24 protein-coding genes and 2 tRNA genes are annotated in these 24,259 nt (G+C 71.4%); 5 read left to right on the top strand and 21 right to left on the bottom strand.

What is annotated here, in order from left to right:
* Positions 1–38: 38 nt before the first annotated feature.
* Positions 39–2,267 carry an ATP-dependent DNA helicase RecG gene (locus M4960_RS19055; protein WP_248705124.1) on the bottom strand — a complete coding sequence of 743 codons (2,229 nt, stop codon included), beginning with the start codon at positions 2,265–2,267 and terminating at the stop codon, positions 39–41.
* 86 nt (positions 2,268–2,353) lie between these two features.
* Between M4960_RS19055 and M4960_RS19050 the strand changes: the two genes are divergently transcribed.
* The gene (locus tag M4960_RS19050) at positions 2,354–2,917 is read left to right on the top strand and encodes an RsmD family RNA methyltransferase (RefSeq protein WP_123937675.1); all 564 of its coding nucleotides are present in this window, start codon (positions 2,354–2,356) and stop codon (positions 2,915–2,917) included.
* 84 nt (positions 2,918–3,001) lie between these two features.
* On the opposite strand, the gene thiL is transcribed toward M4960_RS19050, so the two are convergent.
* On the bottom strand, positions 3,002–3,997 hold the full coding sequence (gene thiL / locus M4960_RS19045; protein ID WP_248705123.1) for a thiamine-phosphate kinase: 996 nt from the start codon (positions 3,995–3,997) through the stop codon (positions 3,002–3,004).
* A gap of 24 nt (positions 3,998–4,021) precedes the next feature.
* On the opposite strand from thiL, the gene M4960_RS19040 reads away from it, so the two are divergent.
* Positions 4,022–4,507, top strand: coding sequence for a DUF3515 family protein (locus M4960_RS19040; RefSeq protein WP_248705122.1), 486 nt, complete (start codon positions 4,022–4,024; stop codon positions 4,505–4,507).
* A 30-nt stretch (positions 4,508–4,537) separates the two neighbouring features.
* Here the strand turns inward: M4960_RS19040 and M4960_RS19035 are convergent, their stop codons facing one another.
* From M4960_RS19035 to leuC, 6 genes are all read right to left on the bottom strand, one after another.
* A complete protein-coding gene (locus M4960_RS19035; protein ID WP_308222029.1) occupies positions 4,538–5,647 on the bottom strand; it encodes a D-alanine--D-alanine ligase family protein in 1,110 nt (369 codons plus the stop codon).
* 32 nt (positions 5,648–5,679) lie between these two features.
* Complete coding sequence (locus tag M4960_RS19030) at positions 5,680–6,693, bottom strand: NAD(P)H-dependent glycerol-3-phosphate dehydrogenase (protein ID WP_111086095.1); 1,014 nt, start codon at positions 6,691–6,693, stop codon at positions 5,680–5,682.
* Positions 6,694–6,772: 79 nt separating this feature from the next.
* A complete protein-coding gene (locus tag M4960_RS19025; protein WP_123294848.1) occupies positions 6,773–7,546 on the bottom strand; it encodes a 1-acyl-sn-glycerol-3-phosphate acyltransferase in 774 nt (257 codons plus the stop codon).
* Between the two features lie 98 nt (positions 7,547–7,644).
* Positions 7,645–9,012 (bottom strand): UDP-N-acetylglucosamine 1-carboxyvinyltransferase, encoded by a 1,368-nt coding sequence (gene murA, locus M4960_RS19020; RefSeq protein ID WP_123294811.1) that lies wholly within the window; start codon positions 9,010–9,012, stop codon positions 7,645–7,647.
* On the bottom strand, positions 9,012–9,608 hold the full coding sequence (gene leuD / locus M4960_RS19015; protein WP_248705121.1) for a 3-isopropylmalate dehydratase small subunit: 597 nt from the start codon (positions 9,606–9,608) through the stop codon (positions 9,012–9,014). Before leuD ends, murA begins: the two co-directional genes overlap by 1 nt.
* Positions 9,608–11,068, bottom strand: coding sequence for a 3-isopropylmalate dehydratase large subunit (gene leuC, locus M4960_RS19010; RefSeq protein ID WP_248705120.1), 1,461 nt, complete (start codon positions 11,066–11,068; stop codon positions 9,608–9,610). The genes leuD and leuC overlap by 1 nt, the downstream gene beginning before the upstream one ends.
* A 167-nt stretch (positions 11,069–11,235) precedes the next feature.
* Here leuC and M4960_RS19005 point away from each other — a divergent pair, with 167 nt between their 5' ends.
* Entirely contained in the window at positions 11,236–12,303 is a 1,068-nt protein-coding gene (locus tag M4960_RS19005) for an FUSC family protein (protein ID WP_248705119.1), read from the top strand.
* A 96-nt stretch (positions 12,304–12,399) separates the two neighbouring features.
* On the opposite strand, the gene M4960_RS19000 is transcribed toward M4960_RS19005, so the two are convergent.
* The 12 genes from M4960_RS19000 to M4960_RS18945 form a co-directional block, all read right to left on the bottom strand.
* On the bottom strand, positions 12,400–13,005 hold the full coding sequence (locus M4960_RS19000; protein WP_123339850.1) for a histidine phosphatase family protein: 606 nt from the start codon (positions 13,003–13,005) through the stop codon (positions 12,400–12,402).
* Positions 13,002–13,391: a fluoride efflux transporter CrcB gene (gene crcB, locus M4960_RS18995; RefSeq protein WP_131846385.1), complete on the bottom strand. Its 390-nt coding sequence runs from the start codon at positions 13,389–13,391 to the stop codon at positions 13,002–13,004. Before crcB ends, M4960_RS19000 begins: the two co-directional genes overlap by 4 nt.
* Entirely contained in the window at positions 13,388–13,831 is a 444-nt protein-coding gene (locus M4960_RS18990) for a CrcB family protein (RefSeq protein ID WP_248705118.1), read from the bottom strand. The genes crcB and M4960_RS18990 overlap by 4 nt, the downstream gene beginning before the upstream one ends.
* 136 nt (positions 13,832–13,967) lie before the next feature.
* Entirely contained in the window at positions 13,968–14,375 is a 408-nt protein-coding gene (locus tag M4960_RS18985; protein ID WP_248705117.1) for a RidA family protein, read from the bottom strand.
* Positions 14,376–14,442: 67 nt separating this feature from the next.
* A tRNA-Glu gene (locus M4960_RS18980) sits at positions 14,443–14,518 on the bottom strand.
* Positions 14,519–14,551: 33 nt separating this feature from the next.
* Positions 14,552–14,627, bottom strand: a tRNA-Glu gene (locus M4960_RS18975).
* A 427-nt stretch (positions 14,628–15,054) separates the two neighbouring features.
* Positions 15,055–15,690, bottom strand: a complete 636-nt coding sequence (locus M4960_RS18970; protein WP_248705116.1) for an MBL fold metallo-hydrolase — start codon at positions 15,688–15,690, stop codon at positions 15,055–15,057.
* A gap of 128 nt (positions 15,691–15,818) precedes the next feature.
* Positions 15,819–16,853, bottom strand: coding sequence for a LacI family DNA-binding transcriptional regulator (locus M4960_RS18965; protein WP_131919859.1), 1,035 nt, complete (start codon positions 16,851–16,853; stop codon positions 15,819–15,821).
* 21 nt (positions 16,854–16,874) lie between these two features.
* On the bottom strand, positions 16,875–17,345 hold the full coding sequence (locus M4960_RS18960) for a hypothetical protein (RefSeq protein ID WP_181437582.1): 471 nt from the start codon (positions 17,343–17,345) through the stop codon (positions 16,875–16,877).
* 5 nt (positions 17,346–17,350) lie between these two features.
* Complete coding sequence (locus tag M4960_RS18955) at positions 17,351–18,163, bottom strand: carbohydrate ABC transporter permease (protein WP_248705126.1); 813 nt, start codon at positions 18,161–18,163, stop codon at positions 17,351–17,353.
* A gap of 95 nt (positions 18,164–18,258) precedes the next feature.
* The gene (locus tag M4960_RS18950) at positions 18,259–19,236 is read right to left on the bottom strand and encodes a carbohydrate ABC transporter permease (RefSeq protein WP_123294820.1); all 978 of its coding nucleotides are present in this window, start codon (positions 19,234–19,236) and stop codon (positions 18,259–18,261) included.
* Between the two features lie 156 nt (positions 19,237–19,392).
* Complete coding sequence (locus M4960_RS18945) at positions 19,393–20,676, bottom strand: ABC transporter substrate-binding protein (RefSeq protein WP_248705115.1); 1,284 nt, start codon at positions 20,674–20,676, stop codon at positions 19,393–19,395.
* 295 nt (positions 20,677–20,971) lie between these two features.
* Between M4960_RS18945 and M4960_RS18940 the strand changes: the two genes are divergently transcribed.
* Entirely contained in the window at positions 20,972–22,291 is a 1,320-nt protein-coding gene (locus M4960_RS18940) for a glycosyltransferase (protein WP_248705114.1), read from the top strand.
* A 240-nt stretch (positions 22,292–22,531) separates the two neighbouring features.
* On the opposite strand, the gene M4960_RS18935 is transcribed toward M4960_RS18940, so the two are convergent.
* Positions 22,532–23,824, bottom strand: coding sequence for a glycosyltransferase family 2 protein (locus M4960_RS18935; RefSeq protein ID WP_248705113.1), 1,293 nt, complete (start codon positions 23,822–23,824; stop codon positions 22,532–22,534).
* Between the two features lie 182 nt (positions 23,825–24,006).
* Between M4960_RS18935 and M4960_RS18930 the strand changes: the two genes are divergently transcribed.
* The gene (locus tag M4960_RS18930; RefSeq protein ID WP_248705112.1) at positions 24,007–24,231 is read left to right on the top strand and encodes a hypothetical protein; all 225 of its coding nucleotides are present in this window, start codon (positions 24,007–24,009) and stop codon (positions 24,229–24,231) included.
* The last annotated feature ends 28 nt before the right edge of the window (positions 24,232–24,259 follow it).

The raw sequence follows: 24,259 nt of genomic DNA, 5'->3' as shown, positions 1-24,259 counted from the left end.
CGACGATACCGGTCCGTGCCGGGGCGTCCGGCTCGGGGTCAGTTCTTGCCGAGGAACGCCGCGTCGGACTCGTCGAGGCGGCGTGCCAGTGCCTCGCGCAGGGCCGGGGACCCGTCGAGCTCGGGATCGGGTTCGAGGACCCGCTCGGCTTCGCCACGGGCGTCCACGATGAGGTCGGCGTGCTCGACCACGCGCAGCAGGTTGAGCGACGACCGGCCGCCCGACTGCCGCTCGCCGAGCACGTCGCCCTCGCGCCGGAGCTCGAGGTCGACCCGGGCGAGTTCGAAGCCGTCGTCCGAGGCCGACACCGCATCGACGCGCTCGCGCGAGGTGGTCTCGAGCTCGGCGGTGGTGACGAGCAGGCAGACGCCCGCCCACTGCCCACGGCCGATGCGGCCGCGCAGCTGGTGCAGCTGGGAGACGCCGAAGCGATCGGCGTCGAGCACGGCCATCATCGCGGCGTTCGGCACGTCGACACCGACCTCGATCACGGTCGTCGCGACGAGGACGTCCAGGTCGCCGGCGGCGAAGGACGTCATCACGCGGTCCTTCTCCTCCGCCGTCATCCGGCCGTGCAGCACCGCGATCCGCCGGCCGTCGAGCACGGGCATCGTGCGCATCCGCTCGGCGGTGGCGAGCACGGTCGCCGGGGCGCGCTTGGGGGCGTCGTCCTCGGACTCGGCGGGCGCGGGTTCGCCGTCGTCCTCGGCGTGGGCGTCGTCGATCGCGGGGCAGACCACGAAGGCCTGACGCCCCTTGTCGAGCTCCTCCGCCATCCGGGACCAGATGCGGGACTCCCACCCGGGGTGCTCCGCCAGCGGGACCGTGAAGGTCTCGACGCCGGCACGACCGGAGGGCAGCCCGGTGATCGTCGAGACGTCGAGGTCGCCGAACACCGTCATCGCGACGGTGCGCGGGATCGGCGTGGCGGTGAGCACCAGGACGTGCGGCGGGGTGGCGCCCTTGGTCCGGAGCGCTTCACGCTGCTCGACGCCGAAGCGGTGCTGTTCGTCGACGACGACGAGCCCGAGCTCGGCGAAGTCGACGCGGTCGCCGAGCAGGGCGTGGGTGCCGACCACGAGCCGCGAGCTGCCCGACGCCGCGGCGAGCAGGGCCCGTCGGCGTTCGTCGGTGGACTGCGACCCGGTCAGGATCACCGGACGGAGCTCGGCCGCGAGGTCCGGTCCGAGGAACTTCACGATGGACCGCAGGTGCTGCGCGGCCAGCACCTCGGTCGGGGCGATGAGCGCGGACTGCCCACCGGACTCGGCCACCGTGAGCATGGCGCGGATGGCCACGAGGGTCTTGCCGGAGCCGACCTCGCCCTGCACCAGCCGGTGCATCGGCCAGGTGCGGGCGATGTCGGTGTCGATCTCGGCACCGACGGCACGCTGGTCGTCGGTCAGGGTGAACGGCAGGGTGGCGTCGAAGCGCTCGAGGACGCCACCGGGAGCCGCCACCCGCGGGGTCGCCGCGGTGCGTCGGGCGCGGATCCGGCGCTGCACCAGGGCGGTCTGCAGCACGAACGCCTCGCGGTAGCGCAGGGCGTCCTGCGCGCGCTTGAAGTCCGCGACCTTCTCGGGGCGGTGGAGCAGCTCGAGCGCCCGGCGGAACGGGACGAGGTCGAGCCGGCTGCGCGCCGAGGCCGGCACCGGGTCGGGCAGGTCCGGCAGGGTGTCCAGCACGATCCCCATCGACTTCGCGATCTGCCACGAGGTCAGCGAGGCCGTCGCCGGGTAGATCGGGATCGGCTGCCGCGACCACCGGATCGCTTCGTCCGAACCCGGGTCGGCCGTGGCGCGGGGGTCCTCGGGGTCGAAGAGCTCGTAGTCCGGGTGGGCGAGCTGGCGGGCACCGCGGTAGTCGCTGACCTTGCCGGAGAAGATGCCGCGAGCACCGGGCACCAGGTCCTTGGTACGCCAGCCCTGGTTGAAGAACGTCAGGGTCAGCAGCCCCTTGCCGTCGCCGATCTTGGCTTCGAGGATCGATCCGCGGCGGGCACGCATCGTGCGCTCGCGGACGTCGACCACCTCGGCCACGATGGTGACCGGCTCGCCGATCGCCAGGGAGTCGAGCGCCGTCAGGGCGCCGCGCTCGGCGTAGCGCCGGGGCGCGTGCTCGAGGAACTCCCCCACCGTGCGGTGGCCGAGCGCCTTCTCGATCGCGGACGCGGTCCGACCACCGAGCACGTTCGCGAGCCGCGTGTCGAGGGGCGCCGGACCGAGGTCGGGCGCGGCCGGCGCAGCGGGGGTTCCGGTGGTGACCACGGACACCACGGTACCGGGCACGACCGACGTGCCACGTGCCTCCCGTCCGGCCTGTGGACGAGGCCGCCGGCCGATACGGTGGCTGCATGACCCGCATCATCGCCGGCGCCGCCGGCAACACGACGCTCCGTGTGCCGAAGTCCGGCACGCGGCCGACGAGCGACCGGGTGCGCGAAGCGCTGTTCTCGTCGCTCGAGGCCCGTGGGCTCGTCGACGACACCTCCGTCGCGGACCTCTACGCCGGCACCGGTGCCCTCGGGCTCGAAGCGGCGTCGCGTGGTGCGGTCGAGGTCGTGTTGGTCGACCGCGCGTCGGCCGCGGCGCAGGCGTGCCGGGCGAACGCGAAGGCCGTGCAGCAGCGGATCCCCGGGGTGCGGATCGACGTGCAGCCGCAGCCGGTGCTCGGGTACCTGCGCGGGACGGTGCGCACGTTCGACCTGGTGTTCATCGACCCGCCCTACGACGTGACCGAGCACGAGATCGCCGAGGTGCTCGAGACGCTCGTGCCGCGGTTGACCGCCGGTGCCGTGGTCGTCGTCGAACGGAGCAAGCGCTCCGCCGAACCGACGTGGCCCGCGGGGCTCGAGCCGTTCAGCAAGCGCAGCTACGGCGAGACCGTGGCGTGGGAGGCCGTGGCCGCCGCGTCCTGAGCCGCGCGGGCGACTCAGAACGACATGATCGACGTCGTACGACGTCGATGGTGTCGTACCGGGTCGACGACCGGGCCGGGTGGCTCAGCCGGCGGCGCCGTCCCAGTCGGCGTAGGGGTCCCAGCCGGTCGTCGGCACCGGGGCCCCGGCGCGCAGCAGGTCCGCGTCGCAACGGTCGCGCACGACACCGATGCGGCGGAAGCCACCCGGCAGCGGGGCCTCGGCGGGGAAGGTCGCGAGCAGGCCGTGGTCCTCGCCGCCGTGCAGCGCGACCTCGTCGAGCGGGGCGTCGGCATCGAGGTCGAGCGTCACCCGGCTCGCACGGGCCAGCCGCCCGGCGTCGATCGCCAGGCCGTCGGACAGGTCGAGCATCGCCGTCGCCCCGGCCGCGGCGGCGAGGGGCCCGTCGCCGATCGGGGGCACGGGTCGGCGCTGGCGGTCGACGTCGGGATCGGCGTCCGCACCGCTCGCCACCGTCGCTGCACGGTCCGGCTCACCCTGCGCGTCCACGCCGTCACGGAAGAGCCGTGCGAGTCCGCGGGCAGCACGGCCGAGTTCGCCGGAGACCGCCACGGCGTCCCCAGCACGAGCCCCTGACCGGAGCACCGGGACGCGACCACCGAGGTCGCCGAACGCCGTCACCGCCACCGTGAAGGTCGCCGAGGTGGAGAGGTCGCCGCCGACCACACCGCAGCCGGGCGCGAGGGCGTCGACAGCGAGGCGGAAGCCGTCCGCGATGCCCTCGAGCACTGCCACGGGGGTGTCCTGGGGTGCGGCGAGGGCGATGACGAGGCCACTCGGCACCGCACCCATCGCCGCGACGTCCGACAGGTTCGTCGCGGCGGCCTTCCAGCCGACGTCCTCGGGCGAGGACCACGCCCACCGGAAGTCCGGGCCGTGCACCATCATGTCCGTCGTCACGACGAACCGGCCGTCGGGAGCGGCGACGACGGCGCAGTCGTCCCCGGGCCCCACGAGCGGCGAGCCCGTCGGCAGCCGGCGCGTGATCCGGTCGAGGACGACCAGCTCGCCGAGCTCCCCCACGGTCGGTCCGGCCCAGGCGTCGTACGTCGCGTCCACACGAGAACGGTAGCCTGGACCGCGATGGACACCGCGCGCCGCACCCCTCGCACCTTCGCGATCGTGGGGGTCGTGATCGCCCTCGCGGCAGGGCTGACCGGGTGCACGAACTCCGTCGGCATGAGCGCGGCACCCTCCGCGAACGCTGCGGCGTGCGCGGCAGCACAGGTGCGGTTGCCCGCGACCGTCGACTCGACGTACGACCTGCGGAACACCAACGCGCAGTCCACCGCGGCCTGGGGCGACCCCGAGGCCGCGCTGTACCACTGCGGCGTGGCCGTGCCGACCGTGTCCGACCTGCCGTGCGTCACGCTCGGGTCGGTCGACTGGATCCGCGACGACCGCGGGAAGCAGATCGTCTACACGACGTTCGGACGGTCCCCCGCGGTGCAGGTCGTCGTCGACACGTCGAAGACCGGCAGCGCGGTGCTGCAGGACATCGCGACGGCGGTGTCGACGTTGCCGAAGGACGGTCACAAGTGCCTGGACCCGTCCGACGTGCAGGGCTGACGCGGGCCGACCCCGTCGCCCCGCCGAGCGTCACCGGACGGCGGCGCGCCCCAGCTCGATGAGCTCGGTGACCAACTCGCCGTAGGACACACCCGACGCCGCCCAGCAGCGCGGGTACATCGACAGCGGGGTGAACCCGGGCATCGTGTTGACCTCGTTCACGACGAAGCCGTCGTCGGTCAGGAAGCAGTCGACGCGGGCGAGCCCCGAGCCACCGATGGCCTCGAACGCACGGGCACCGATCGACCGGATCTCGTCGGTCTGCGCCTCGGTGAGCGGCGCCGGGCACAGCAGCGACTCGTCGCCACCGAGGTACTTCGACGCGAAGTCGTAGAAGCCGTCCTCGGCCACGACGATCTCGCCGGGCAGGCTCGTACGCGGCGCACCGTCACGGCCCTCGAGCACGGCGACCTCGACCTCGCGGCCGACGACCCGCGGTTCGACGATCACCTTGGAGTCGTGCTCGAACGCCAGGTCCATCGCGGCGCCGAGCTCGTCGGGCCCGTCGACGCGCGAGACGCCCATGCTCGAACCGGCGCGTGCCGGCTTCACGAACAGCGGCCAGCCGTGCGCCGCGATCGTCTCGGCGACGTCGACCGGGGCGGCCGCCCATTCACGGCGGAGCACGGTCGTCCAGGGAGCGACCCGCAGACCGGCGTGCTCGAGGACGGCCTTCGCGACGTGCTTGTCCATCGCCAGGGCGCTGGCGAGCACGCCGTCACCGACGTACGGCAGACCGGCGATCTCGAGCAGGCCCTGGATCGTGCCGTCCTCGCCGAACGGACCGTGCAGGATCGGGAACACCACGTCGACGGCGACGGTCGTGACCGAGCCGTCCGGGTGCGAGACGACGAGTTCGTTCGTCGCCGGCGACGTCGGGAACGCCACGCGCGTGCCGTTGTCGGGCACGGTCGGCAGGGAGCCGTCGCGGATCGCCCACTGCGAGGGGTCGTCGGACTGCAGCGTGAACGCGCCGTCCTTCGTGATGCCGATCGGGACGATCTGGTACTCGGTGCGGTCGACGACGTCCATGATGCCGCCGGCGGTCACGCAGCTGATCTCGTGCTCGCTCGAGCGCCCGCCGAACAGGACGGCGACGGTGGTCGTGGGAACGTCGGTTCCCTCGGGGATCGTGGGCACGGGAGTCCCTTCGTGACTCGGTGCGGGACCGGTCACTCGCCCTGGGGCTCGTCGGTCTCGGTGAGGTGCGGCGCGATGTTGCGCGGATCGAGCCTACCGGCGAGGACCTCGCCGACCTGGCTGACGATGGGCATGTCGACGCCGTTCGCGGCGGCGAGCTCGAGGATCGGTGCGACGGACGCCAGGCCCTCGGCGGTCTGGTTCATCTGCCGCACGACCTCGTCGAACCGGTACCCCTGCCCGAGCAGGCGCCCCGCGGTGTTGTTCCGGGACAACGGCGACTGGCAGGTGGCGATGAGGTCACCGAGGCCCGCGAGGCCCGACAGGGTCGACGGCTGCGCGCCGAGGGACACCGCGAACTCGGTCATCTCGGCGAGCCCGCGCGTGATGATCGACGCCTTCGTGTTCTCGCCGTAGCCGACGCCATCGACGATGCCGATCGCCACGGCGATGAGGTTCTTCAGCACCCCGCCGAACTCGGTGCCGATGACGTCGGTGTTGATGAACGACCGGAAGTACGGGTTCGTCGCGACGGCGGCGACAGCGGTCGCGGTCTCCACGCTCGACGACGACACCACGGCGGCGGTCGGCTGCCGGCGGGCGATCTCGAGCGCCAGGTTCGGTCCGCTCGCGACGGCGATGCGGTCCTGGTCGATGCCGAGTCCCTGGAGCAGGACCTCGCTCATCCGCAGGCCGGTGCTCTTCTCGACGCCCTTCATCAGGCTGACGACGGGGACACCGGCGGGCAGGAGCTCGCGGATCGCGTCGAGGTTCGAGCGCAGCGTCTGCGACGGCACCGACACGTACACCTGGGTGGCGCCGTCGAGCACCTGCTCGAGCGACGTCGACGCCGTGAGGGTGCGGGGCAGGTTGATGCCGGGCAGGTAGTCGGAGTTCCGCTTCGTCTCGGTGATCTCGCGGGCGACCTCGGGACGGCGGGCCCACACGACCGTGGAGGCACCGCCCTCGGCGAGCACCTTCGCGAACGTGGTGCCCCAGCTGCCGGCACCGATGACCGCCACGCGGGGCTTGTCGGTGGACTGCATCACCACCCGGATCGCGGCGGTGTCGAAGGCACCCGGCGCTGCTGCGACGGGGTCGGGACGATCGTCGTGCGGGCGGAGGTCACTCAAACCGGCCGGTCTCCTTCTGGTTGTTCGCCGCCGGGTCCCAGCGGGTCTTCGGGGCCTGCTCGCCACGGAGCTGCTCGAGCAGCTCGGTGATGCGCTGCATGAGCAGCTCGGTGGCCTCGGTCAGCATCTGCTGGTCGATCGGCCGGCCACGGTAGGCGGACAGGTCGACGGGGTCGCCGACGATGACGTCCACGCGCGACCGCGGGAACAGGCGGAGCTTGTTGGAGTAGCGCGCCATGATGCCCTGCGTGCCCCAGTGGGCCATCGGGATCAGCGGCACGTCGTTCTCGAGTGCGATGCGGACGGCACCGGTCTTGCCGCGCATCGGCCACAGGTCGGGGTCGCGGGTGAGCGTGCCCTCGGGGTAGACGATGATCGCCCCACCCTGCTCGATGAGCGACCGCCCGCCGCCGAGCGGGTCGCTCAACCGGGTGCGACCGGAGCGCTCGACCGGGATCTGCCCCATGCCGGACATGAGCTTGCCGAAGACGGGCACCTTGAACAGCGAGGCCTTGGCCAGGAACCGCGGGGCCCGCCGACTGATGTAGACGGCGGTGCCGACGACCAGCGGGTCGATGTTCGTGAAGTGGTTCGGAGCGAGCACGAAGGCACCGTCCGCCGGCAGGCGGTTCGGGCCGTACCAGTGGTAGTTCGACGAGAACCGGAACGTCGGGATGACGATCGACGCCACGATGCGGAACGCGGGGTTGAGCTCCCCACGCTTCCACCGCCGTCCACGCACCGGCAGGCCGGTCGCGACCTGCACGGCGGACGCACCACGGGCCTCCCGGCCATCGCCCTGGCCCGACGGGCCGTCACCCGGACGCGACGGACCGTCACCCGGCTGCGGAACCGACACCGCGACTAACCCGCGAAGTCGAAGTCGGCGCCCAGCTTCCGCAGCTTCGGGATGAAGTGCTCGTAGCCGCGGCTGATGATGCCGACGTTGGTGATGTGGGACTCGCCGTCGGCGGTCAGGGCCGCGATGAGGTGGCTGAAGCCACCGCGGAGGTCGGGGACCCGGACGTTCGCCGCGTGCAGCGTCGTCGGACCGGTGATGACCGCGGCCTGCTCGAACGGGCGACGGGCGACACGGCGGTCGTGCCCGGGCAGCCCCTCCTTGTGGACGACGATGTCGGCGCCCATCTCGTTCAGCGCATCGGTGAAGCCGAAGCGGTTCTCGTACACGGTCTCGTGCACGATGCTCTGCCCCTCGGCCTGGGTCAGCGCCACGACGAGCGGCTGCTGCCAGTCGGTCATGAAGCCGGGGTGCACGTCGGTCTCGATGACGACGGGCTTGAGGGTGTCGCGCTCGCGGTAGAACCGGATGCCGTCCTCTTGCACGTCGAAACCGCCGCCGACCTTGCGGAAGACGTTGAGGAACGTCATGAGCTCCTGCTGGTTCGCCCCCTCGACGAAGATGTCGCCGTCGGTGGCGAGCGCGGCGGAGGCCCAGCTGGCGGCCTCGTTGCGGTCGTTGATCGCACGGTGCGTGTAGCCGCGCAGCGACTCGACGCCCTCGATGAAGATCACGCGGTTCGGCTCGACGGACACGATCGCGCCCATCTTCTGCAGGATCGCGATGAGGTCCATGATCTCGGGCTCGATCGCCGCGTTCCGCAGCTCCGTGACGCCGGTCGCCAGCACGGACGACAACAGGACCTGCTCGGTCGCGCCGACGCTCGGGTACGGCAGCTCGATGGACGCGCCCTTCAGCCCGTTCGGAGCCGTCAGGTGGATGCCGTTGACCTGCTTGTCGACGACGGCACCCATTGCCCGGAGCGCGTCGAGGTGGAAGTCGATCGGGCGGTCGCCGATGCGGCAGCCGCCGAGGTCGGGGATGAACGCCTCGCCGAGCTTGTGCAGCAGCGGGCCGCAGAACAGGATCGGGATGCGGCTCGAGCCGGCGTGGGCGTCGATCTCGGCGAAGTGCGCCGACTCGACGTTGGCCGGGTCGAGGATGAGCTCGCCTCGTGCAGGATCGGTGATGCGCACGCCGTGCACCTCGAGCAGCCCACGGACGACCTTGACGTCGGAGATGTCCGGGACGTCCTTGAGGATCGACGGGGTGTCACCGAGCAGCGACGCCACCATGGCCTTGGTCGCGAGGTTCTTCGCCCCGCGGACCTCGATGCGCCCCACGAGCGGCTTGCCCCCGCGGATGACGATCTCGTCCGACTTGAGGCCCACGCGCGCCCCTGCGGCCGCTGCGTCCTGTACGAGAGAGTTCACTACTTCACCGGCAATGTCTTCGGCCGCCAACTGGAGCGGCGGGATTCGAACTCCGTGATCGAGGTCTCGTCACGGAGGGTGAGCCCGATGTCGTCGAGCCCTTCCATCAACCGCCAACGAGTGTAAGCGTCGATCTCGAAGGGGACGTCCACATCCCCGAGCGACACGCGCTGCGCCACCAGGTCCACGGTCGCCGACACCCCCGGGTTCCGCTCGATCTCGGCCCAGAGCCGCTCGACTTCCGATTCGGTCACGATCGCGGTGACCAGTCCCTGCTTGCCCGCGTTGCCCTTGAAGATGTCGGCGAACCGGGGCGAGATGACGACCGCGAGGCCGAAGTCACGCAGTGCCCAGACCGCGTGCTCGCGGGACGAGCCGGTGCCGAAGTCGGGGCCGGCCACCAGGACCTTCGCGCCCTGGTACTCGGGCTGGTTCAGCACGAAGTCGGGGTCCTGGCGCCAGCCGGAGAACAGGGCGTCCTCGAAGCCGGTCTTCGTGACGCGCTTGAGGTAGACCGCGGGGATGATCTGGTCGGTGTCGACGTTCGACCGCTTGAGCGGGGCGGCGATGCCGGTGACGGTGGTGATCTTGTCCATCAGAAGGTCCCCTCGGTGGTGTTCGCTGTGTCGGTCACGTTCGCCAGTGCGTCGTCGGTCGCCAGGTCCCACGGGCTGGACAGCGTGCCGCGGATCGCGGTGGCGGCGGCGACGAGCGGCGACACCAGGTGGGTGCGCCCGCCCTTGCCCTGGCGCCCCTCGAAGTTGCGGTTCGACGTGCTCGCGCAGCGCTCCCCCGGTGCGAGCTGGTCGGGGTTCATGCCGAGGCACATCGAGCACCCGGCGAACCGCCACTCGGCGCCGAACTCCTTGATCACGACGTCGAGCCCCTCGGCCTCGGCCTCGAGCCGCACCCGGGCGGACCCCGGCACGACCATGACCCGGACGCCGTCGGCCTTCTTGCGGCCCTGGATGATCGACGCGAAGGCCCGCAGGTCCTCGATGCGCGAGTTCGTGCACGAGCCCATGAAGACCGCGTCGACGGCGATGTCCTTCATCGGGGTGCCGGCGGCGATGTCCATGTAGTCGAGGGCCCGCTGCGCAGCGGCCTGGTCGTTCGGGTCTTCGAAGTCGAAAGGCGAAGGCACGTTCTCCGACAGCGAGACGCCCTGGCCGGGGTTGGTGCCCCAGGTGACGAAGGGCTCGAGGTCGTCGGCGTCGATGAAGACCTCGGCGTCGAACACTGCGTCGTCGTCGGTCGCCAGGGTGTCCCAGTACGCGACGGCGTCGTCCCAGTCGGAACCGGTCGGGGCGTGGTCGCGGCCCTGCACGTAGTCGTAGGTGATCTGGTCGGGGGCGACCATGCCGGCGCGGGCTCCGGCCTCGATCGACATGTTGCAGATCGTCATCCGGCCCTCCATCGAGAGCGCACGGATCGCGGAACCGCGGTACTCGAGCACGTAGCCCTGTCCGCCGCCGGTGCCGATCTTCGCGATGACCGCCAGGATGATGTCCTTCGCGGTCACGCCCGGACGCAGCGTGCCCTCGACCGTGATCGCCATCGTCTTGAAGGGCTTCAGCGGCAGGGTCTGCGTCGCCAGGACGTGCTCCACCTCGGAGGTGCCGATGCCGAACGCCATCGCGCCGAACGCCCCGTGGGTGCTGGTGTGCGAGTCGCCGCAGACGACGGTGATGCCGGGCATCGTCAGGCCGAGCTGCGGGCCGACGACGTGCACGATCCCCTGCTCCTTGTCGCCGAGGGAGTGCAGGCGCACCCCGAACTCCTCGCAGTTGCGGCGCAGGGTCTCGATCTGGATCCGACTCGTCGGGTCCGCGATGGGGCGGTCGATGGCGAGCGTCGGGGTGTTGTGGTCCTCGGTCGCGATCGTCAGGTCCAGCCGGCGCACCGGCCGGCCGGCCTGGCGCAGGCCGTCGAACGCCTGCGGGCTCGTGACCTCGTGCACGAGGTGGAGGTCGATGTAGAGGAGGTCCGGGTTGCCGTCCTCACCCTTGACCACGACGTGGTCGTCCCACACCTTCTCGGCGAGCGTCCTACCCATGAGCTCGACTCCCTCGTTCTCGTCGTTGCGCCGCGACCGCGGCACGATCAGGCGACTCTACCATTGGTATACCAACGCGTCGTCGCGTTCTCCACGCGGTGCGGCGGTCGACCGGGGGGCCCGTGGCGACTCGACGACACCCGTCGCGGTGGGAAGATGGTCGGGACATGACGACACCTGCGCACTCGACCCGGACGATCAACCTCGAGGGCGCGGCACGCGCAGCGATCGCGGGCGGTGCACCACTGGCGCTGCTCATCGCCCTCGGGATGCCGGGCTACGCCGCGTTCGCGATGTTCGCCGGGTTCACCGCGATCTTCGGGGCGACCGAGCCGTACCGGCAGCGCGCCGTCACCACGGGCGTCGCGGGTGCGCTGCAGACCCTGTGCATGTTCGCGGGCATCGGTGTCGCCCTGCTCGGCTCCCCGCTCTGGCTGCAGGCGACCGGACTCGTCGTCGTGCTCGTCGTCGCGGTCTGCACCCTGTCGACCCTGCGGACGATCCCCGCGCAGCCGATCTTCCCCGTGTTCGCGTTCGTGGTCTCCGCCCTCGTGCCGCTGCAGCCCGCGGACGTCCCGCTCGTCGCCACGATCATCGTCTGCTCGGTCGTCTGGGCGTGGCTCGTCGCGATGTCCGGGTTCGTCATCCGGCACGTGTGGCACCCGCACGCCCCGCACCGGTTCCGGCCGCTGGCACCGCTCAAGGAGCGCGGCTTCGGCATCCTCCGCACGGCCGCGTTGTGGGAGACCGTGGCGCTCAACGTCGTGGGGTCGCTCGTCGCCGGCGCGGTGGCGTCGACCATCCCCTGGCTCGGGCACCCGTACTGGGCCGTCATCGCGGTGGTGTCGACCCTGCCCGCCCTCCGCCAGCGGCACACCGTGATCCGGGCGTTCCAGCGCTTCATCGGCACGATCGGCGGCACCGTGATCGCCGTGGGGATCCTGCTGCTCGAGCCGTCGGCGTGGTGGATCGTCGTCATCGCCGTCGTGGGGCAGTTCTTCGCGGAGATCTTCGTCGCCCGGAACTACGCCGTCTGCCTGCTGTTCCTGACCCCGCTCGCCCTCGCCGTGTCGTGGCTGAGCCTGCCCGAGGCCCCGGAGCTCCTCGCACTCGACCGGGTCGCGCAGACCACCCTCGGTGCGCTCGTCAGTGTCGGGCTGTTGTTCGTCGGGCGCGCGATCGAGCGGCGGCGCGGCCGAGCCCTGGGTGCCACGAGCGCGATCCGTACCGTCTGAGTACCTGGTCGTTCCGGGCATACCTGGTCGTTTCTTCTGACCAGGTGTGCCCGATTCCACCGACCATCGCGCGCGTTCGGGGAAAGAACGGGCGCGTCAGTCGCGGGGCTGGATGTTCCAGGCGTCGATGACCGGGCGGCCGTGCTCGTACCCGAGGACGCTGACCGATGCGGTGCCGAGCTTCAGCACGGCACCGTCCTGCGGCGCGAGCCGGATCCACGCGGCGCCGAGGGCACGCAGCACGTGGCCGTGGGCGATGAACACGGCGTCCTGGCCCTCGGCGAGCACCGGACGAGCACGGTTCAGGATGCGCTCGACGCGGACCCGGACCTCGGCGGCGTTCTCACCGGGGGTGTCACCGGCGGGTACTCCGTCGGTCCAGAGGTCCCACGGCCCGTGGCGCAGCACCTTGATCTGCGGGGTGGTGAGCCCTTCGTACGCGCCGTAGTCCCACTCGTACAGGTCCTCGTCGAGCTCGGGGTCGACGCCGATCAGGTGCGCGGTGTCGCGGGCACGCTGGAGCGGACTCGACAGGGCCAACGCGAACGAGCGGTCGGCCAGGTACCGGCCGGCGCGCTTCGCCTGCTCGACACCGTTGTCCGTCAGCGGGATGTCGGTGCGGCCGGTGTGCTGCCCGCTCTTCGACCACTCCGTCTCTCCGTGACGGACGAGGACGAGTTCGCCGGGGCGTTCCGAGGTCATGAGTTCCTTCCGATCCAGAGGCCGAGCGCAGCTGCGCCGACCGAGACGACGAGCATCCCGAGGCCGTGCAGGACGGCGAGCCGGGGCTTGCCGGATCGGAGGAGCTGGACGGTCTCGACGCTCGCCGTCGAGAACGTCGTGTACCCACCCATCATGCCCGTCCCGAGCACCGCGACCGCCGGGAGCGGGATCGTCCCGGCCTGCCCGAGGCCGGTGAGCAGCCCGAGGACGAGCGATCCGGACACGTTGATCAGCACGGTCCCGAGCGGGAACCCGGCAGTCCGCGAGCGGGACGTGCGCGCCTTGACGAGTCCGTCGAGCAGGAACCGGAACGCGGCTCCGACTCCCCCGCCGACGGCGACGAGCAGCAGTTCGAGCGGGTTCACGACGCGCCTCCGTCCGGGCCGGTCGGACGCGGTCGGAGCCGCCCGGCGATCAACACCCCGAGCGCGACGGCGCCGAGCCCGAGGACGACGGACAGCAGTGCGTACCCGCTGCCCGCACCCCACCGGCCGACGTCGATCAGCTGCGCGGTGTCGTCCGCGAGCGTGCTGTACGTCGTGAAGCCGCCGAGCACGCCGGTGCCGACGAACAGCCGGAGCGTGCGGCGCCCCTCGACGTCAGGCCCACGCAGCGCGAGCGCCTCGAGCAGGAGCCCGAGGCAGAAGGCCCCGACGACGTTGATCGCGAGGATCACCCAGCTGATGCCGTCGTGGCCGGGGAACGCCTCGGCGAGCAGTGCGCGGGCGGCGGTGCCGATCGCGCCGCCGAGTGCGACGAGGGCGAGGAAGCGCCAGCGGAGGTGCGGCGGTCGCGCATCGGTCATCGGTACTCCTATCGCCGAGCACGCCGGATCGTCTCCGCGCGTGCGGTGTTCTCGGGATAGGGACCGTTGGCGCTTCGTGCGCGGTTGGGTCCGGCAAGCCCCACTGCCGGGTCTGACGACCCGTCCAGCGTACTGCTCAGTCGGCGACGGCGGCGATCGCCTCGACCTCGACGAGCTGGTCGTCGTAGCCGAGGACGGTCACGCCGAGCAGCGTGCTCGGCACGTCGTGGTCTCCCATCGCGGCGCGGACGACGTCCCAGGCGGAGACGAGGTCCTGCTGCTCGGTCGTCGCGACGAGCACCCGCGTCTGGACGAGGTCGTCGACCCCCGCGCCGGCGGCTGCGAGCGCCGTCCGCAGGTTCGCGATGCACTGCGCGGCTTGCCCGGCCACATCACCGACGGCGACCGTCGCGCCGTGCTCGTCGAGCGGACACGCCCCCGCGAGGAACACGAGCCGTGTCCCGGCTGCCACGGTGGACGCGTAGGCGTACTCCGCGACGTCGCTGAGCGCTGTGGACCGGATGAGCTGGACGACACTGGACACGGAAGCAGCCTGGCACACGACGACGAAACCCCCGGCAAGCCGGAGCTCGTCGGGGGTTTCGTGGTGCTGGTGACCCCAGCGGGATTCGAACCCGCGTTACCGCCGTGAGAGGGCAGCGTACTAGGCCGCTATACGATGGGGCCGCGGCTGTTGTCGGACTCGGAGCATGTCACCTGTGGTGACCCCAGCGGGATTCGAACCCGCGTTACCGCCGTGAGAGGGCAGCGTACTAGGCCGCTATACGATGGGGCCGTTCCGACAACTCGACAAGTATTGCACAAGCCGCGCATCGCGCCAAAACGAGGCGTGTCGCCCGGGTGTGCCGCCATGCCGCGCCCGGCATACGGCGCTCGCTGCGCGTGCAGATTCCGACAGAACACCGGTTGAACGACGCGCGTTCTGTCGCAACATGCACACGCATCCGTTGCGTGCGCATCGTCCGACGAAACACTCGTCGAACGACGCGCGTTCTGTCGCAACATGCACGCGCATCCGTTGCGCGGCCGTGGACGCGACCGCCCATCGGACGGGAGGCGCGGGGCGGGCCCGCCACGGGCCTCCCGTCCGAGCGCGCGCACGTCCGGAGCCGCGCTTCGTGAGCAGGAATGGTCGCGTCGGTCGGGCCCACCCGACCATTTCTGCTCACGAAACGACCACGGCGCGGCGCGGCCCCGCGCGGTCAGATCGTGAGCGACTCCCCCGGCCGCAGGATCTCGAGCACGCCGTTCGGCGCGAGCGCCTCGCGGAGCCGACCGGTGTGCATGCCGTAGCCGATGTCGGAGAGCGTGGCCTCGTGGATCGGGTAGGCCCGGGCCGGGGCGAGCGCGGCGACGTAGTCCATCATCTCGGCGACCTTGAGCCACGGGGCACCGACGGGTGCGGCGAGGACCTCGACGGGCACGCCCGGGTCGGTGTACGAGTCGCCGGGGTGGAAGAGCGTGCGGTTCACGAGCACGCCGGTGTTGTCGACGATCGGCACCGAGGAGTGGATGAGCTGGTGCCGCGTGCCGTGGAAGTCGAGCTCGAACGGGCCGACGGTGCGGTGGTCGCCGTCGGTGACTACCTCGACCGCGATGCCGGAGTCGGCGAGCGCCGCGCGGACGCCCTCGGGGCCGAACACCACGGCGTCGGGGTTGGCGGCGAGGATCCGTTGCAGCTGCTCGGGCGTGACGTGGTCGGGGTGTTCGTGGGTGACGACGACCGCGACGACCCCGGTCGCGTCGACGGGGCGGGTGAAGTCGCCCGGGTCGAGCACCAGGCGGGCATCGCCGTCCGACAGGATCTGGCAGGCGTGTTCGAGCTTCGTGACCTCCATGCGGGCGACGCTACCCGCGGCGGGCCGGGCGGGCTCGACTCGGAACGACGTCTCCGTTGTCGTACGACATCGGGATCGTCGTTCCGAGTCGAGTCCGCCACGCCGCCACGCCGCCACGCCCGCCACCCTCACCCCGGCGGCGGCCCCGTCGTCCCCCGCACCACCAGGTGCGCCGGCGCCGCGACGATCGCTCCGGCAGCGCCGCCGTCGACCTCGGCGAGCACTGCCCGCGCCGCTGCCCGCCCCTGCGCCTCCGGGTCCTGTGCCACGGTCGTCAGGCCCACGGTGGCGCCGTACTCGTGGCCGTCGATCCCGATCACGGAGACGTCCCCCGGCACCGACAGCCCGGCCTGCCCAGCGGCGAGGAGCACCCCGAGCGCCATCTCGTCCGAGGCGCACAAGACGGCAGTGGGGCGATCGGGCCCGGCGCCAGCACCGGCACCGGCACCAGCGCGCCCGCCGAACAGCGCGTTCCCCGCCGCCAGGCCGCCGGCGAACGAGAACCGTCCGTCGAGCAGCCACCGGTCCGGCACCGCGTGTCCCGCGGCCCGCATCGCGTCGACGAACCCGTCCCGCCGCAGGTGCGGCACCGCCACGTTCATGCCGGCCTCGTCCTGCCCGCCGACGTAGGCGACCCGTCGGTGTCCGAGTCCGCACAGGTGGTCGACCGCGATCCGGGTGACGGCTCGGTCGTCGACCCCGATGTTCCGCAGGCCCGGTGCGGGTCCGCCGATGACGATCATCGGGTGCCGGGTGAGTTCGAGCTCGGCACGTTCGGTCGCGTCGAGCACCAGGGACAGCAGGACGAGGGCGTCGACACGGTGCCGCAGCATCGAGCGTCGGAACGCCCGGTCGCGGTCGCCGCCCGGCCCGCCCAGGTTGTAGAGCACGAGGTCGTACCCGGCCCGCCGGAGTTCTGCGTCGACGCCGCCGAGCGCCTTGACGTAGAACCACCGGTCGATCACCGGGACGACGACGCCCACGGCGCGCTGCCGCCCGGTGGCGAGGCCGGCCGCCGCCGAGCTCGGGACGTACCCGAGCTCGTCGGCGACCCGACGCACCTCGTCGATCGTGGTCTCCGCCACGTTCTCCATGCCGCGCAGCGCCCGCGACACCGTGGACTTCGACAGTCCCGTGACGGTCGCGATCTCCTGGATCCCCATCGATGCGACCCGGGAGGCCCGTCAGCCGTCCGTACCGTGTGTCACGCCCGCCGGACGGTCGGCTGCAGTGCCGGGGGCGGTGTGCGCGACGGCCGCTGCGGTCCGGCGCGCCCGGTGCGGTGCACGACGACCCGCTGGTGCGAGCTCGTCCCACCCGCTGTGCTGGTGCACCCGCCCGTCCGCCGAGGGCCGTGGCTGACGACGGGTGTCGTCGCCGCGAGCGGTGCGGACGGGGGCGACGGCAGGAGCGGCACCGATGCCGTCGGTGGCCCCGTCGACGACCGCGTGGCGGCGGAGTACCCGCACCCGCCACCGGTCGAGCGCCACGACCCCGAGCACGCACACCAGCAGGGTGAGTGCCCAGCCGAGTGCCGGTCGACCGGTGACCTCGCAGAACACCGTGGCGCCGAGGAACAGGATGCCGAACATGCCGACGAAGCCGATCGCCTCTTCGATCCGGGCCGTGGGCCGGGTGGGTCCGCGCTGTGCCATGGTCGTCAGCCCTTCACTCCACCGGCGGTGAGGCCGGCCACGATGCGTCGCTGGAAGATGAGGACCAGGATCACGAGCGGAATCGTGACGATCGTGCCCGCGGCCATGACCGCCGTGTACGGCTCCTGGTGCGGCTGCGACCCGGCGAACGAGGCGATCGCCACGGTCACCGGCTGCGTCGCGTCGCTCGAGAGCTGCGAGGAGATCAGGTACTCGTTCCAACTGGAGATGAACGCCAGGATCGCCGTCGTGAACACCGCGGGGGCGGCGAGCGGCAGGATGATCCGCCGGAAGGCCTGCACGCGGGTGCAGCCGTCGATGCGTGCTGCTTCCTCGAGGTCCCACGGCATCTCGCGGAAGAAGGACGCGAGCGTGTAGACCGTCAGCGGCAGCACGAACGAGATGCTCGGTAGGATGAGCGCCTGGTAGGTCCCCATCCACCCGATGTCCGTGAAGAGCTGGAACAGCGGGGAGATGAGCGCGACCCCCGGGAACATCGACGCCGCCAGGATCGCGCCGGCGATGAGCGACTTGCCGCCGAACTCGAGGCGGGCGAGGGCGTACGCCGCCGTGGTGCCGACGAGCAGGGCGATGATCGTCACGGCCACACCGATGAAGACGCTGTTCAGCAGCGCCCGGCCGAGGTGGTTGCCGAGCGACGTGGAGAACGCCGTCGCGTAGTTGTCGAGCGTCACGTGCGTGAACCACGGCGTCGGGTCGAAGGTGAACCCGACGTCGCGGAAGCTCGTGACGACCATCCAGTAGAACGGCAGGAGGCACCACACGGCGATGACGATCGCCTGCACGGCCGTGCGGATCCGGGGGCCGGTGTCGCGGCGGACCCGGACTTCGGCGCGTGCGCTAGCACGTTCGCCGGGGACTGGCACTGACCGGGGTCGGTCGGCTGCGAGGGTCACTTGAGTTCACCCTTCTGCTGGGCGGCCTGCGTCTGGACGACGTTGGCTCCGAGGAACCGGACGAAGACGAACGCCACGATGAACACGATGAGGAAGGTGATGGTGGAGAGTGCCGATGCGGCGTTGAACCCTTGCCGGATCTGGTCGACGACGAGCACCGACAACGAGACCGTGGCGTTGCCGGAACCACCGCCGCCACCGGTCATGATCGCGATCAGGTCGTAGATGCGGAGCGCGTCGAGCACGCGGAACAGCACGGCTACCATCAGGGCGGGCCGCACGAGCGGCAGCGTGATGAGCACGAAGCGTTGGAACGTCGAGGCGCCGTCCATCTTGCCGGCCTCGTAGACGTCCTCGGGGATCAACTGCAGCCCCGCCAGGATGAGCAGCGCCATGAACGGCGTGGTCTTCCAGGTGTCCGCGATGATGATCGCGAACCGCGATGCCCACTCGTCGGAGAACCAGAGGACCTGGTGGCCGATGACGTGGTTCAGGACGCCGTTCGCGTCGAAGATGAAGTACCAGAGCTTCGCGGTGACGGCGGTGGGGATCGCCCACGGCACCAGGATCGCGGCACGGACGAGCGCGCGGCCCTTGAAGTTGCGGTTCATGATGATCGCCATCCAGAGCCCGATGACGGTCTCGAGGACGACGGTCACCGCGGTGAAGAAGAACGTGTTGCCGAAGGCCACCCAGAATTGGGAGCCGAGGCTGCCCGGAGGGCACGCGGTGTTCCCGCATCGTTGCCCGAGCCAGTGCACGTAGTTCGTGACGCCGGCGAAGCCGCCCTGCACGAACAGGCCGGTGGCCTTGTCGAGGCCCTGGTCGAGCTGGAACGACTGGATGATCGCGCTGACGACCGGGTAGCCGATGACGATCGCGAGGAGCAGGATCGTCGGGCCGATGAGGTACACGGCCCACCGGCCGTGCTCGGCGTTGAGTCCGCCCTTGCGCCGTTGGCGCTTCGGTTCCATGCCCGTCGGGTTGGGGATGGCTGCGGGGATCTCGGTTGCTGCTGACACGTGTCGGCCTCCTTGCCGGGGGTGTCGGAACGCAAGTAGGGGCGGACTGGAGGCACGTGCCGGGATGGCACCGTGCCTCCAGTCCGATGCGGCGTGAGCCGCGTGTCGCTAGCTGCTGGTCGCCGCCTTGAGGGCGTCCTGCATGTCCTTCATGGCTTCGTCGACCGACTTCGATCCCTTGAGCGCCGCGTAGGTGTTGTCCTGGATCGCCTTCGTCACCGCCGGGTAGAACGGCGTGACCGGGCGCGGCTCCGCCGATTCGATCGACTTGAGCAGCGTCGGCAGGTACGGGAGCTTCGCCGTCAGCTCGGAGTCGGTGTAGAGGTCACCGACGACCGGGGCGAGCGAACCCTGCGTTGCGAAGAACTTCTGCGTGTCGTTCGAGATGAGGAACGCGAGGAAGTCGTGCGCCGTCGCCTTGTGCTTCGAGTACACGCTGATCGCGGCGTTGTGGCCGCCGAGCGTCGAGGCGCCGGTGCCGTCCGCACCCGGGATGGGCGCGATGCCGAACGTGTCCTTGACCTTGCTCGAACCGTCGGTCTTCGCCAGGTTGTAGACGTACGGCCAGTTGCGCAGGAACAGCAGCTTGCCGGCTTCGAACGCCGTGCGGCCCTGCTCCTCCTGGTACGTGATCGCCTCGGCCGGGATGTTCCCGTCCTTGAACGCGTCGACCAGGTTCTGCAGGCCGGCCTTGGCGTCCGAGGTGTCGACGTCCGGGTCCCCGCTCTTGCTGAGCACCGAACCACCGGAGCCGTTGATCGCCTCGGAGGCGTTCACCGTCAGGCCCTCGTACTTCGCGAACTGCCCGGCGTAGCAGCCGATGCCCTTGTCCTTCGCGATCTGGCAGTCGGCCATCATCTCCTTCCACGTGGTCGGAGGCGTCTTGACGAGGTCCTTGCGGTAGTAGAGCAGTGCGCCGTCCGAGGTCTGCGGGGCGGCGTAGAGGGTGTCGTTGTAGGTCGCGGTCTTCACCGTGGCCGGCAGCAGCTTCGAGGTGTCGATCTTCATGTCACCGGTCAGCGGCGTCAGCCAGCTCTTCGCGGCGAACTCGGCGGTCCAGACGACGTCGACGTCGACGACGTCGTAGTTCGCGTCCTTGGCCTGGAAGTGCTGCACGAGGTCGTCGTGCTGCTGGTCGGCCTGGTCGGACTGCTCCTTGAAGGTGACCTTCTCGTCGGGGTGGGCCTTGTTCCACTTCGCGATCAGCGGGCGGACGACGTTCGAGTTGTCCTTGCCCTGCACGTACGTGATGGGCCCGCGGCTGTCCTGGCCGCTCTTGGCGTCGTCCGAACCGGCGCCGGAGCTCCCGCTCGAGCAGCCGGTGAGCACGAGGCCGATGACGGCGACCCCGGCAACGGATGCGAACCGCACCCTGGAGCGTGTTGTCTTCACAGCGTTGTCTCCTCATTGAGATCACCAGGGGGCATCGATCGGGTTCGACGACACTGCCCTGGAGCAGGCGCCGCTGCCTGCTGGTGGAGGAAGCTACGCCCGCCGCAGGGGTTCCGCAACCGGTTGCATCGGTTCCGTGACCTGAGCGTGACCTTGGAAGTCCCGGAGACTTCCTGGGTGAGCGCTCACCCTCGTTCGAGGGACCCCTGCGCGCCACTGCGGAACTCCGCATGAACCCCGCCACCGGTGTCCCGCGCCGTTGTCCGGACCCACGGCCCCACGTAGCGTCCACGACATGGCCACCCTCCACCCCGCCGACACCGTGCCCGCACCGCGCCGTGTCATCGGCGTCGACCTCGACGCCCCGCTCCCCCGTCTCGTCGCCGACGAGACCGGCGAGTCCGCCATGGTGATCGGCTACCGCGGCGGCCACCCCACCGGCACCCTCGACGTGCTGCTCACCGATGACCCCGCAGACGCGGCCCGCGCCCTCGAGGCGCTGCAGGAGACCGTCCTGGCCGACGTCCCCGCGGTGTCCGACGACGACCTGCCGACCATCTCGGTCGTCGTGTCCACGATCGTCGACCGCGTCGAGGACCTCGGCAAGCTGCTCGACGTCCTCGAGCACCTCGACTACCCGCGGCACGAGGTCATCCTCGTCGACAACCGCGTCCGCGTCCCCGCCGGCGACGCGCTGCCCGCGATGCTCGCCGGGCGGAACGTCCGCCTCGTCGAGGAACGCCGCCCCGGTCTGTCCGCCGGACGGAACGCCGGTGTCGCCGCCGCGACCGGCGAGGTCATCGCCTTCACCGACGACGACGTCCGCGTCGACCCGCAGTGGCTCCGCGCCATCGGGTCCCGGTTCGTCAGCGAGCCCGGCCTGGACGCCGTCACCGGCGTGATCCTGCCGAGCGAGCTCACCACCCCCGCCCAGATCTGGTACGAGGCGTACTACGGCGGGTTCAGCGCCGAGCGCACCTTCTCGCCCGTGACGATCGTCCCGGACGACGTGCAGGGCACCATGCGGCACGCCCGCGTCTCGGCGGTCACCCCGTCCGGCGAGGTCCTCAAGCACTTCGCCGTCTACGGCATCGGCGCGTACGGCGCCGGCGCGAACATGGCCTACCGTCGCACGCTGATCGAGGCCGTCGGCGGCTTCGACCACACCCTCGGCGCGGGCTCCCCCGCCCGTGGTGGCGAGGACCTGGCGATGTTCATCGAGACGCTGTGGCGCGGTGGGAAGATCGGCTTCGAGCCCCGCGCGGTCGTGCACCACCGGCACCGCCAGACCATCGAGGACCTGCACAAGCAGCTGCACGGCAACGGCGTCGGCTTCACCGCGCTGATGTTCGCGCTCGCCGCGAAGGACAAGCGGCACGTCGCCGTCCTCGCACGCCTGATGCCGCTCGCCGCGAAGGTCAAGTCGAAGCAGATGCTCTCCCGCCTGGCCGGACGCCGGGACGCCGCGACCGAGGTCACCAACGACGCCTCGACCACGCGCATCCCGAAGACCCTGGCGTACCACGAGCTGCGCGGGTTCCCCGCCGGCCCGGCCGCCTGGTTCCGCAGCCGACGCCGCTGGCGCGACGTCGAGGCCGGCCGCTTCCGGCCGTAGTCGCGCAGCGTGACGGACGGGAGGCCCGTGGCAGTGTCGCCACGGGCCTCCCGTCCGTTCGTTGTCGGGTCCGACCGACGCGGTACGACACTCGCGATGTCGCACGACGTCGAGGACGTCGCCCCCACGCGCACGCAACCGTTGCGCACGCAACAAGCGACAAGACACGTGTCGTACGACGACCGTCTTGTCGCAAACCGGGTGCAGCGACTCCGCCCAGCCGCGCCCGGCGCCCGCGCCTCAGCGCGCGGTCAGCCGCCCGGCCAGGTACCGCCACGGCCCACCCAGCGCGGCCGTCAGCTCGGCGCGCTTGAGCCCGCGCGTCGCCTCGGTGAACTCGGCGTCGACGGGCCAGCCGCCGCTCGCGTCGACGGGGCGCTCGTCGGCACCCTGCCCGAGCGCACCGAGCCGGCGGAGCGCGCCGGCCGCACGCCGCAGCACCGCGAACGCCGTCGAGGGCCGCAGCACGAGCTTCGTCACCCAGGCGCCGAGCCCGGTGCCGTAGCCGATCGCCTGCGAGCGCAACGCGGCACGGTCCTTGCGGTGCTCGTGCCAGACGACGGCCGAGGGCTCCACGGCGAGCGCCCCACCGGCGAGCAGGACGCGGGTGAACAGGTCGGGGTCCTCACCGGCTCGGGCGCGGGTGCCGGGGCCGAGGGCGACGTCGAAGCCGCCGAGCTGGCGGACGGCGTCGCGGCGCACGGACATGTTCGCGCCGGTGCCGAACGCGCCGACGGTGAAGGGGAACAGGGGCTCGTCGACGGGCGGGGCGGACGTGCGGTACACCCGGCGCTCGAGGTTCCGCGCCCAGGTCACCCGCTCGTCGAAGAAGCGCTGCGTGGGGGTGCGGAGCTCGCCGCTGGGGACGAGTCCGGTGACGCACCAGACGTCGGCGTCGCGCTCGTAGGCGGCGGCGATGGCGGCCATCCAGTGGCGGTCGACGACGACGTCGTCGTCGATGAACGCGACGATGCCGCCGGTGGCGCGGGCGAGTCCGGCGTTGCGGGCGCGGGAGACGCCGGCACGTGCCTCGAGGACGTAGTGCACGCGCGGGTCGTCGACGGCGGCCACGACGTCGCGGGTGCCGCTGGTGACGGGGGCGTTGTCGACGACGAACAGCTCGAAGTCGTCGTACGCGGAGTCGAGGACGGAGCGCACGGCGCGGGCGAGCGCCACGGGGCGCTCGCGGGTGCCGATGACGACGGAGACGCGCGCGCCGTCCGCGGGGGCGTCGACCGGGAGGCCCGGGGCCGGCAACCGGCGCAGGGCCGGTCCCAGCTCGGCCGGGTCCACCGCCCCGCGGTCGTCGACGCGCACGTCGACGAACCCCGCGACGTCGCGGCCGTCGCGCACCATGAGGCGGGCGCGGCGGAAGCCGCCGGCGCCGGCGAGGTGCACGGTGTCGGCGGCGAGCGCTGCGGACCGGTCGACGGCGCCGACCCAGGCAGCTCCGACCCAGGTGGGGGCGTCGGGCGAGGGCATCGCGGGGTCGAGCGTGAGGGCTCGTTCCGCGGTGGTGGTGTGGTCGGTCATGTTCGTCCCGTCGGGCCGGTCTGGTCGGGTGGACGTGGCAATGCTCCGCGCGCGTCGACAGGGGGTCAACCGCGATGCTCGGAGGATGCGGGGAGGCTGCGGTTTGCCGCCACTAGACTCGCGGGAGACGCCGGTCGACCCGCCGGTGCGACCCCGGTCCCCGCCGGACACGAGGAGGACGCATGCCGCTGGCCCGAACGATGGACCGGCTCGGCCTGATCAGGCGTCCACGCCCGACGTTGCACCTGGTTCCGGACCCCGAAGCGTCCGACCTCGTCGTGGTGCACCTCGACGCCGACGACGCCGCGTGCGGCACGTGCGGGCACGCCCAGGCGGCACACGAGCACTACCGTCCGGGCACGGACTGCGCGCTCTGCGACTGCCGGAAGTTCCGCCGCGCCCGCTGAAGCGATCCCCGGCGCGGTCCCCCTCGAT

Origin of the sequence: Curtobacterium sp. MWU13-2055 (genome assembly GCF_023242305.1) — a bacterium.
Lineage (GTDB): Bacteria > Actinomycetota > Actinomycetes > Actinomycetales > Microbacteriaceae > Curtobacterium.
Note: the sequence above shows the minus strand (reverse complement) of the source record. Positions and strands in the feature narration are given on the sequence as shown.

What these genes read in the sequence shown, in the direction of transcription:
- M4960_RS19050 (WP_123937675.1), top strand. Translation starts at nt 2,354, where the DNA reads ATGACCCGCATCATCGCCGGCGCCGCCGGCAACACGACGCTCCGTGTG.
- M4960_RS19040 (WP_248705122.1), top strand. Translation starts at nt 4,022, where the DNA reads ATGGACACCGCGCGCCGCACCCCTCGCACCTTCGCGATCGTGGGGGTC.
- M4960_RS19030 (WP_111086095.1), bottom strand. Translation starts at nt 6,693, where the DNA reads ATGCAGTCCACCGACAAGCCCCGCGTGGCGGTCATCGGTGCCGGCAGC.
- leuD (WP_248705121.1), bottom strand. Translation starts at nt 9,608, where the DNA reads ATGGACAAGATCACCACCGTCACCGGCATCGCCGCCCCGCTCAAGCGG.
- leuC (WP_248705120.1), bottom strand. Translation starts at nt 11,068, where the DNA reads ATGGGTAGGACGCTCGCCGAGAAGGTGTGGGACGACCACGTCGTGGTC.
- M4960_RS19005 (WP_248705119.1), top strand. Translation starts at nt 11,236, where the DNA reads ATGACGACACCTGCGCACTCGACCCGGACGATCAACCTCGAGGGCGCG.
- M4960_RS19000 (WP_123339850.1), bottom strand. Translation starts at nt 13,005, where the DNA reads ATGACCTCGGAACGCCCCGGCGAACTCGTCCTCGTCCGTCACGGAGAG.
- M4960_RS18990 (WP_248705118.1), bottom strand. Translation starts at nt 13,831, where the DNA reads ATGACCGATGCGCGACCGCCGCACCTCCGCTGGCGCTTCCTCGCCCTC.
- M4960_RS18970 (WP_248705116.1), bottom strand. Translation starts at nt 15,690, where the DNA reads ATGGAGGTCACGAAGCTCGAACACGCCTGCCAGATCCTGTCGGACGGC.
- M4960_RS18965 (WP_131919859.1), bottom strand. Translation starts at nt 16,853, where the DNA reads ATGGGGATCCAGGAGATCGCGACCGTCACGGGACTGTCGAAGTCCACG.
- M4960_RS18960 (WP_181437582.1), bottom strand. Translation starts at nt 17,345, where the DNA reads ATGGCACAGCGCGGACCCACCCGGCCCACGGCCCGGATCGAAGAGGCG.
- M4960_RS18950 (WP_123294820.1), bottom strand. Translation starts at nt 19,236, where the DNA reads ATGGAACCGAAGCGCCAACGGCGCAAGGGCGGACTCAACGCCGAGCAC.
- M4960_RS18940 (WP_248705114.1), top strand. Translation starts at nt 20,972, where the DNA reads ATGGCCACCCTCCACCCCGCCGACACCGTGCCCGCACCGCGCCGTGTC.
- M4960_RS18935 (WP_248705113.1), bottom strand. Translation starts at nt 23,824, where the DNA reads ATGACCGACCACACCACCACCGCGGAACGAGCCCTCACGCTCGACCCC.
- M4960_RS18930 (WP_248705112.1), top strand. Translation starts at nt 24,007, where the DNA reads ATGCCGCTGGCCCGAACGATGGACCGGCTCGGCCTGATCAGGCGTCCA.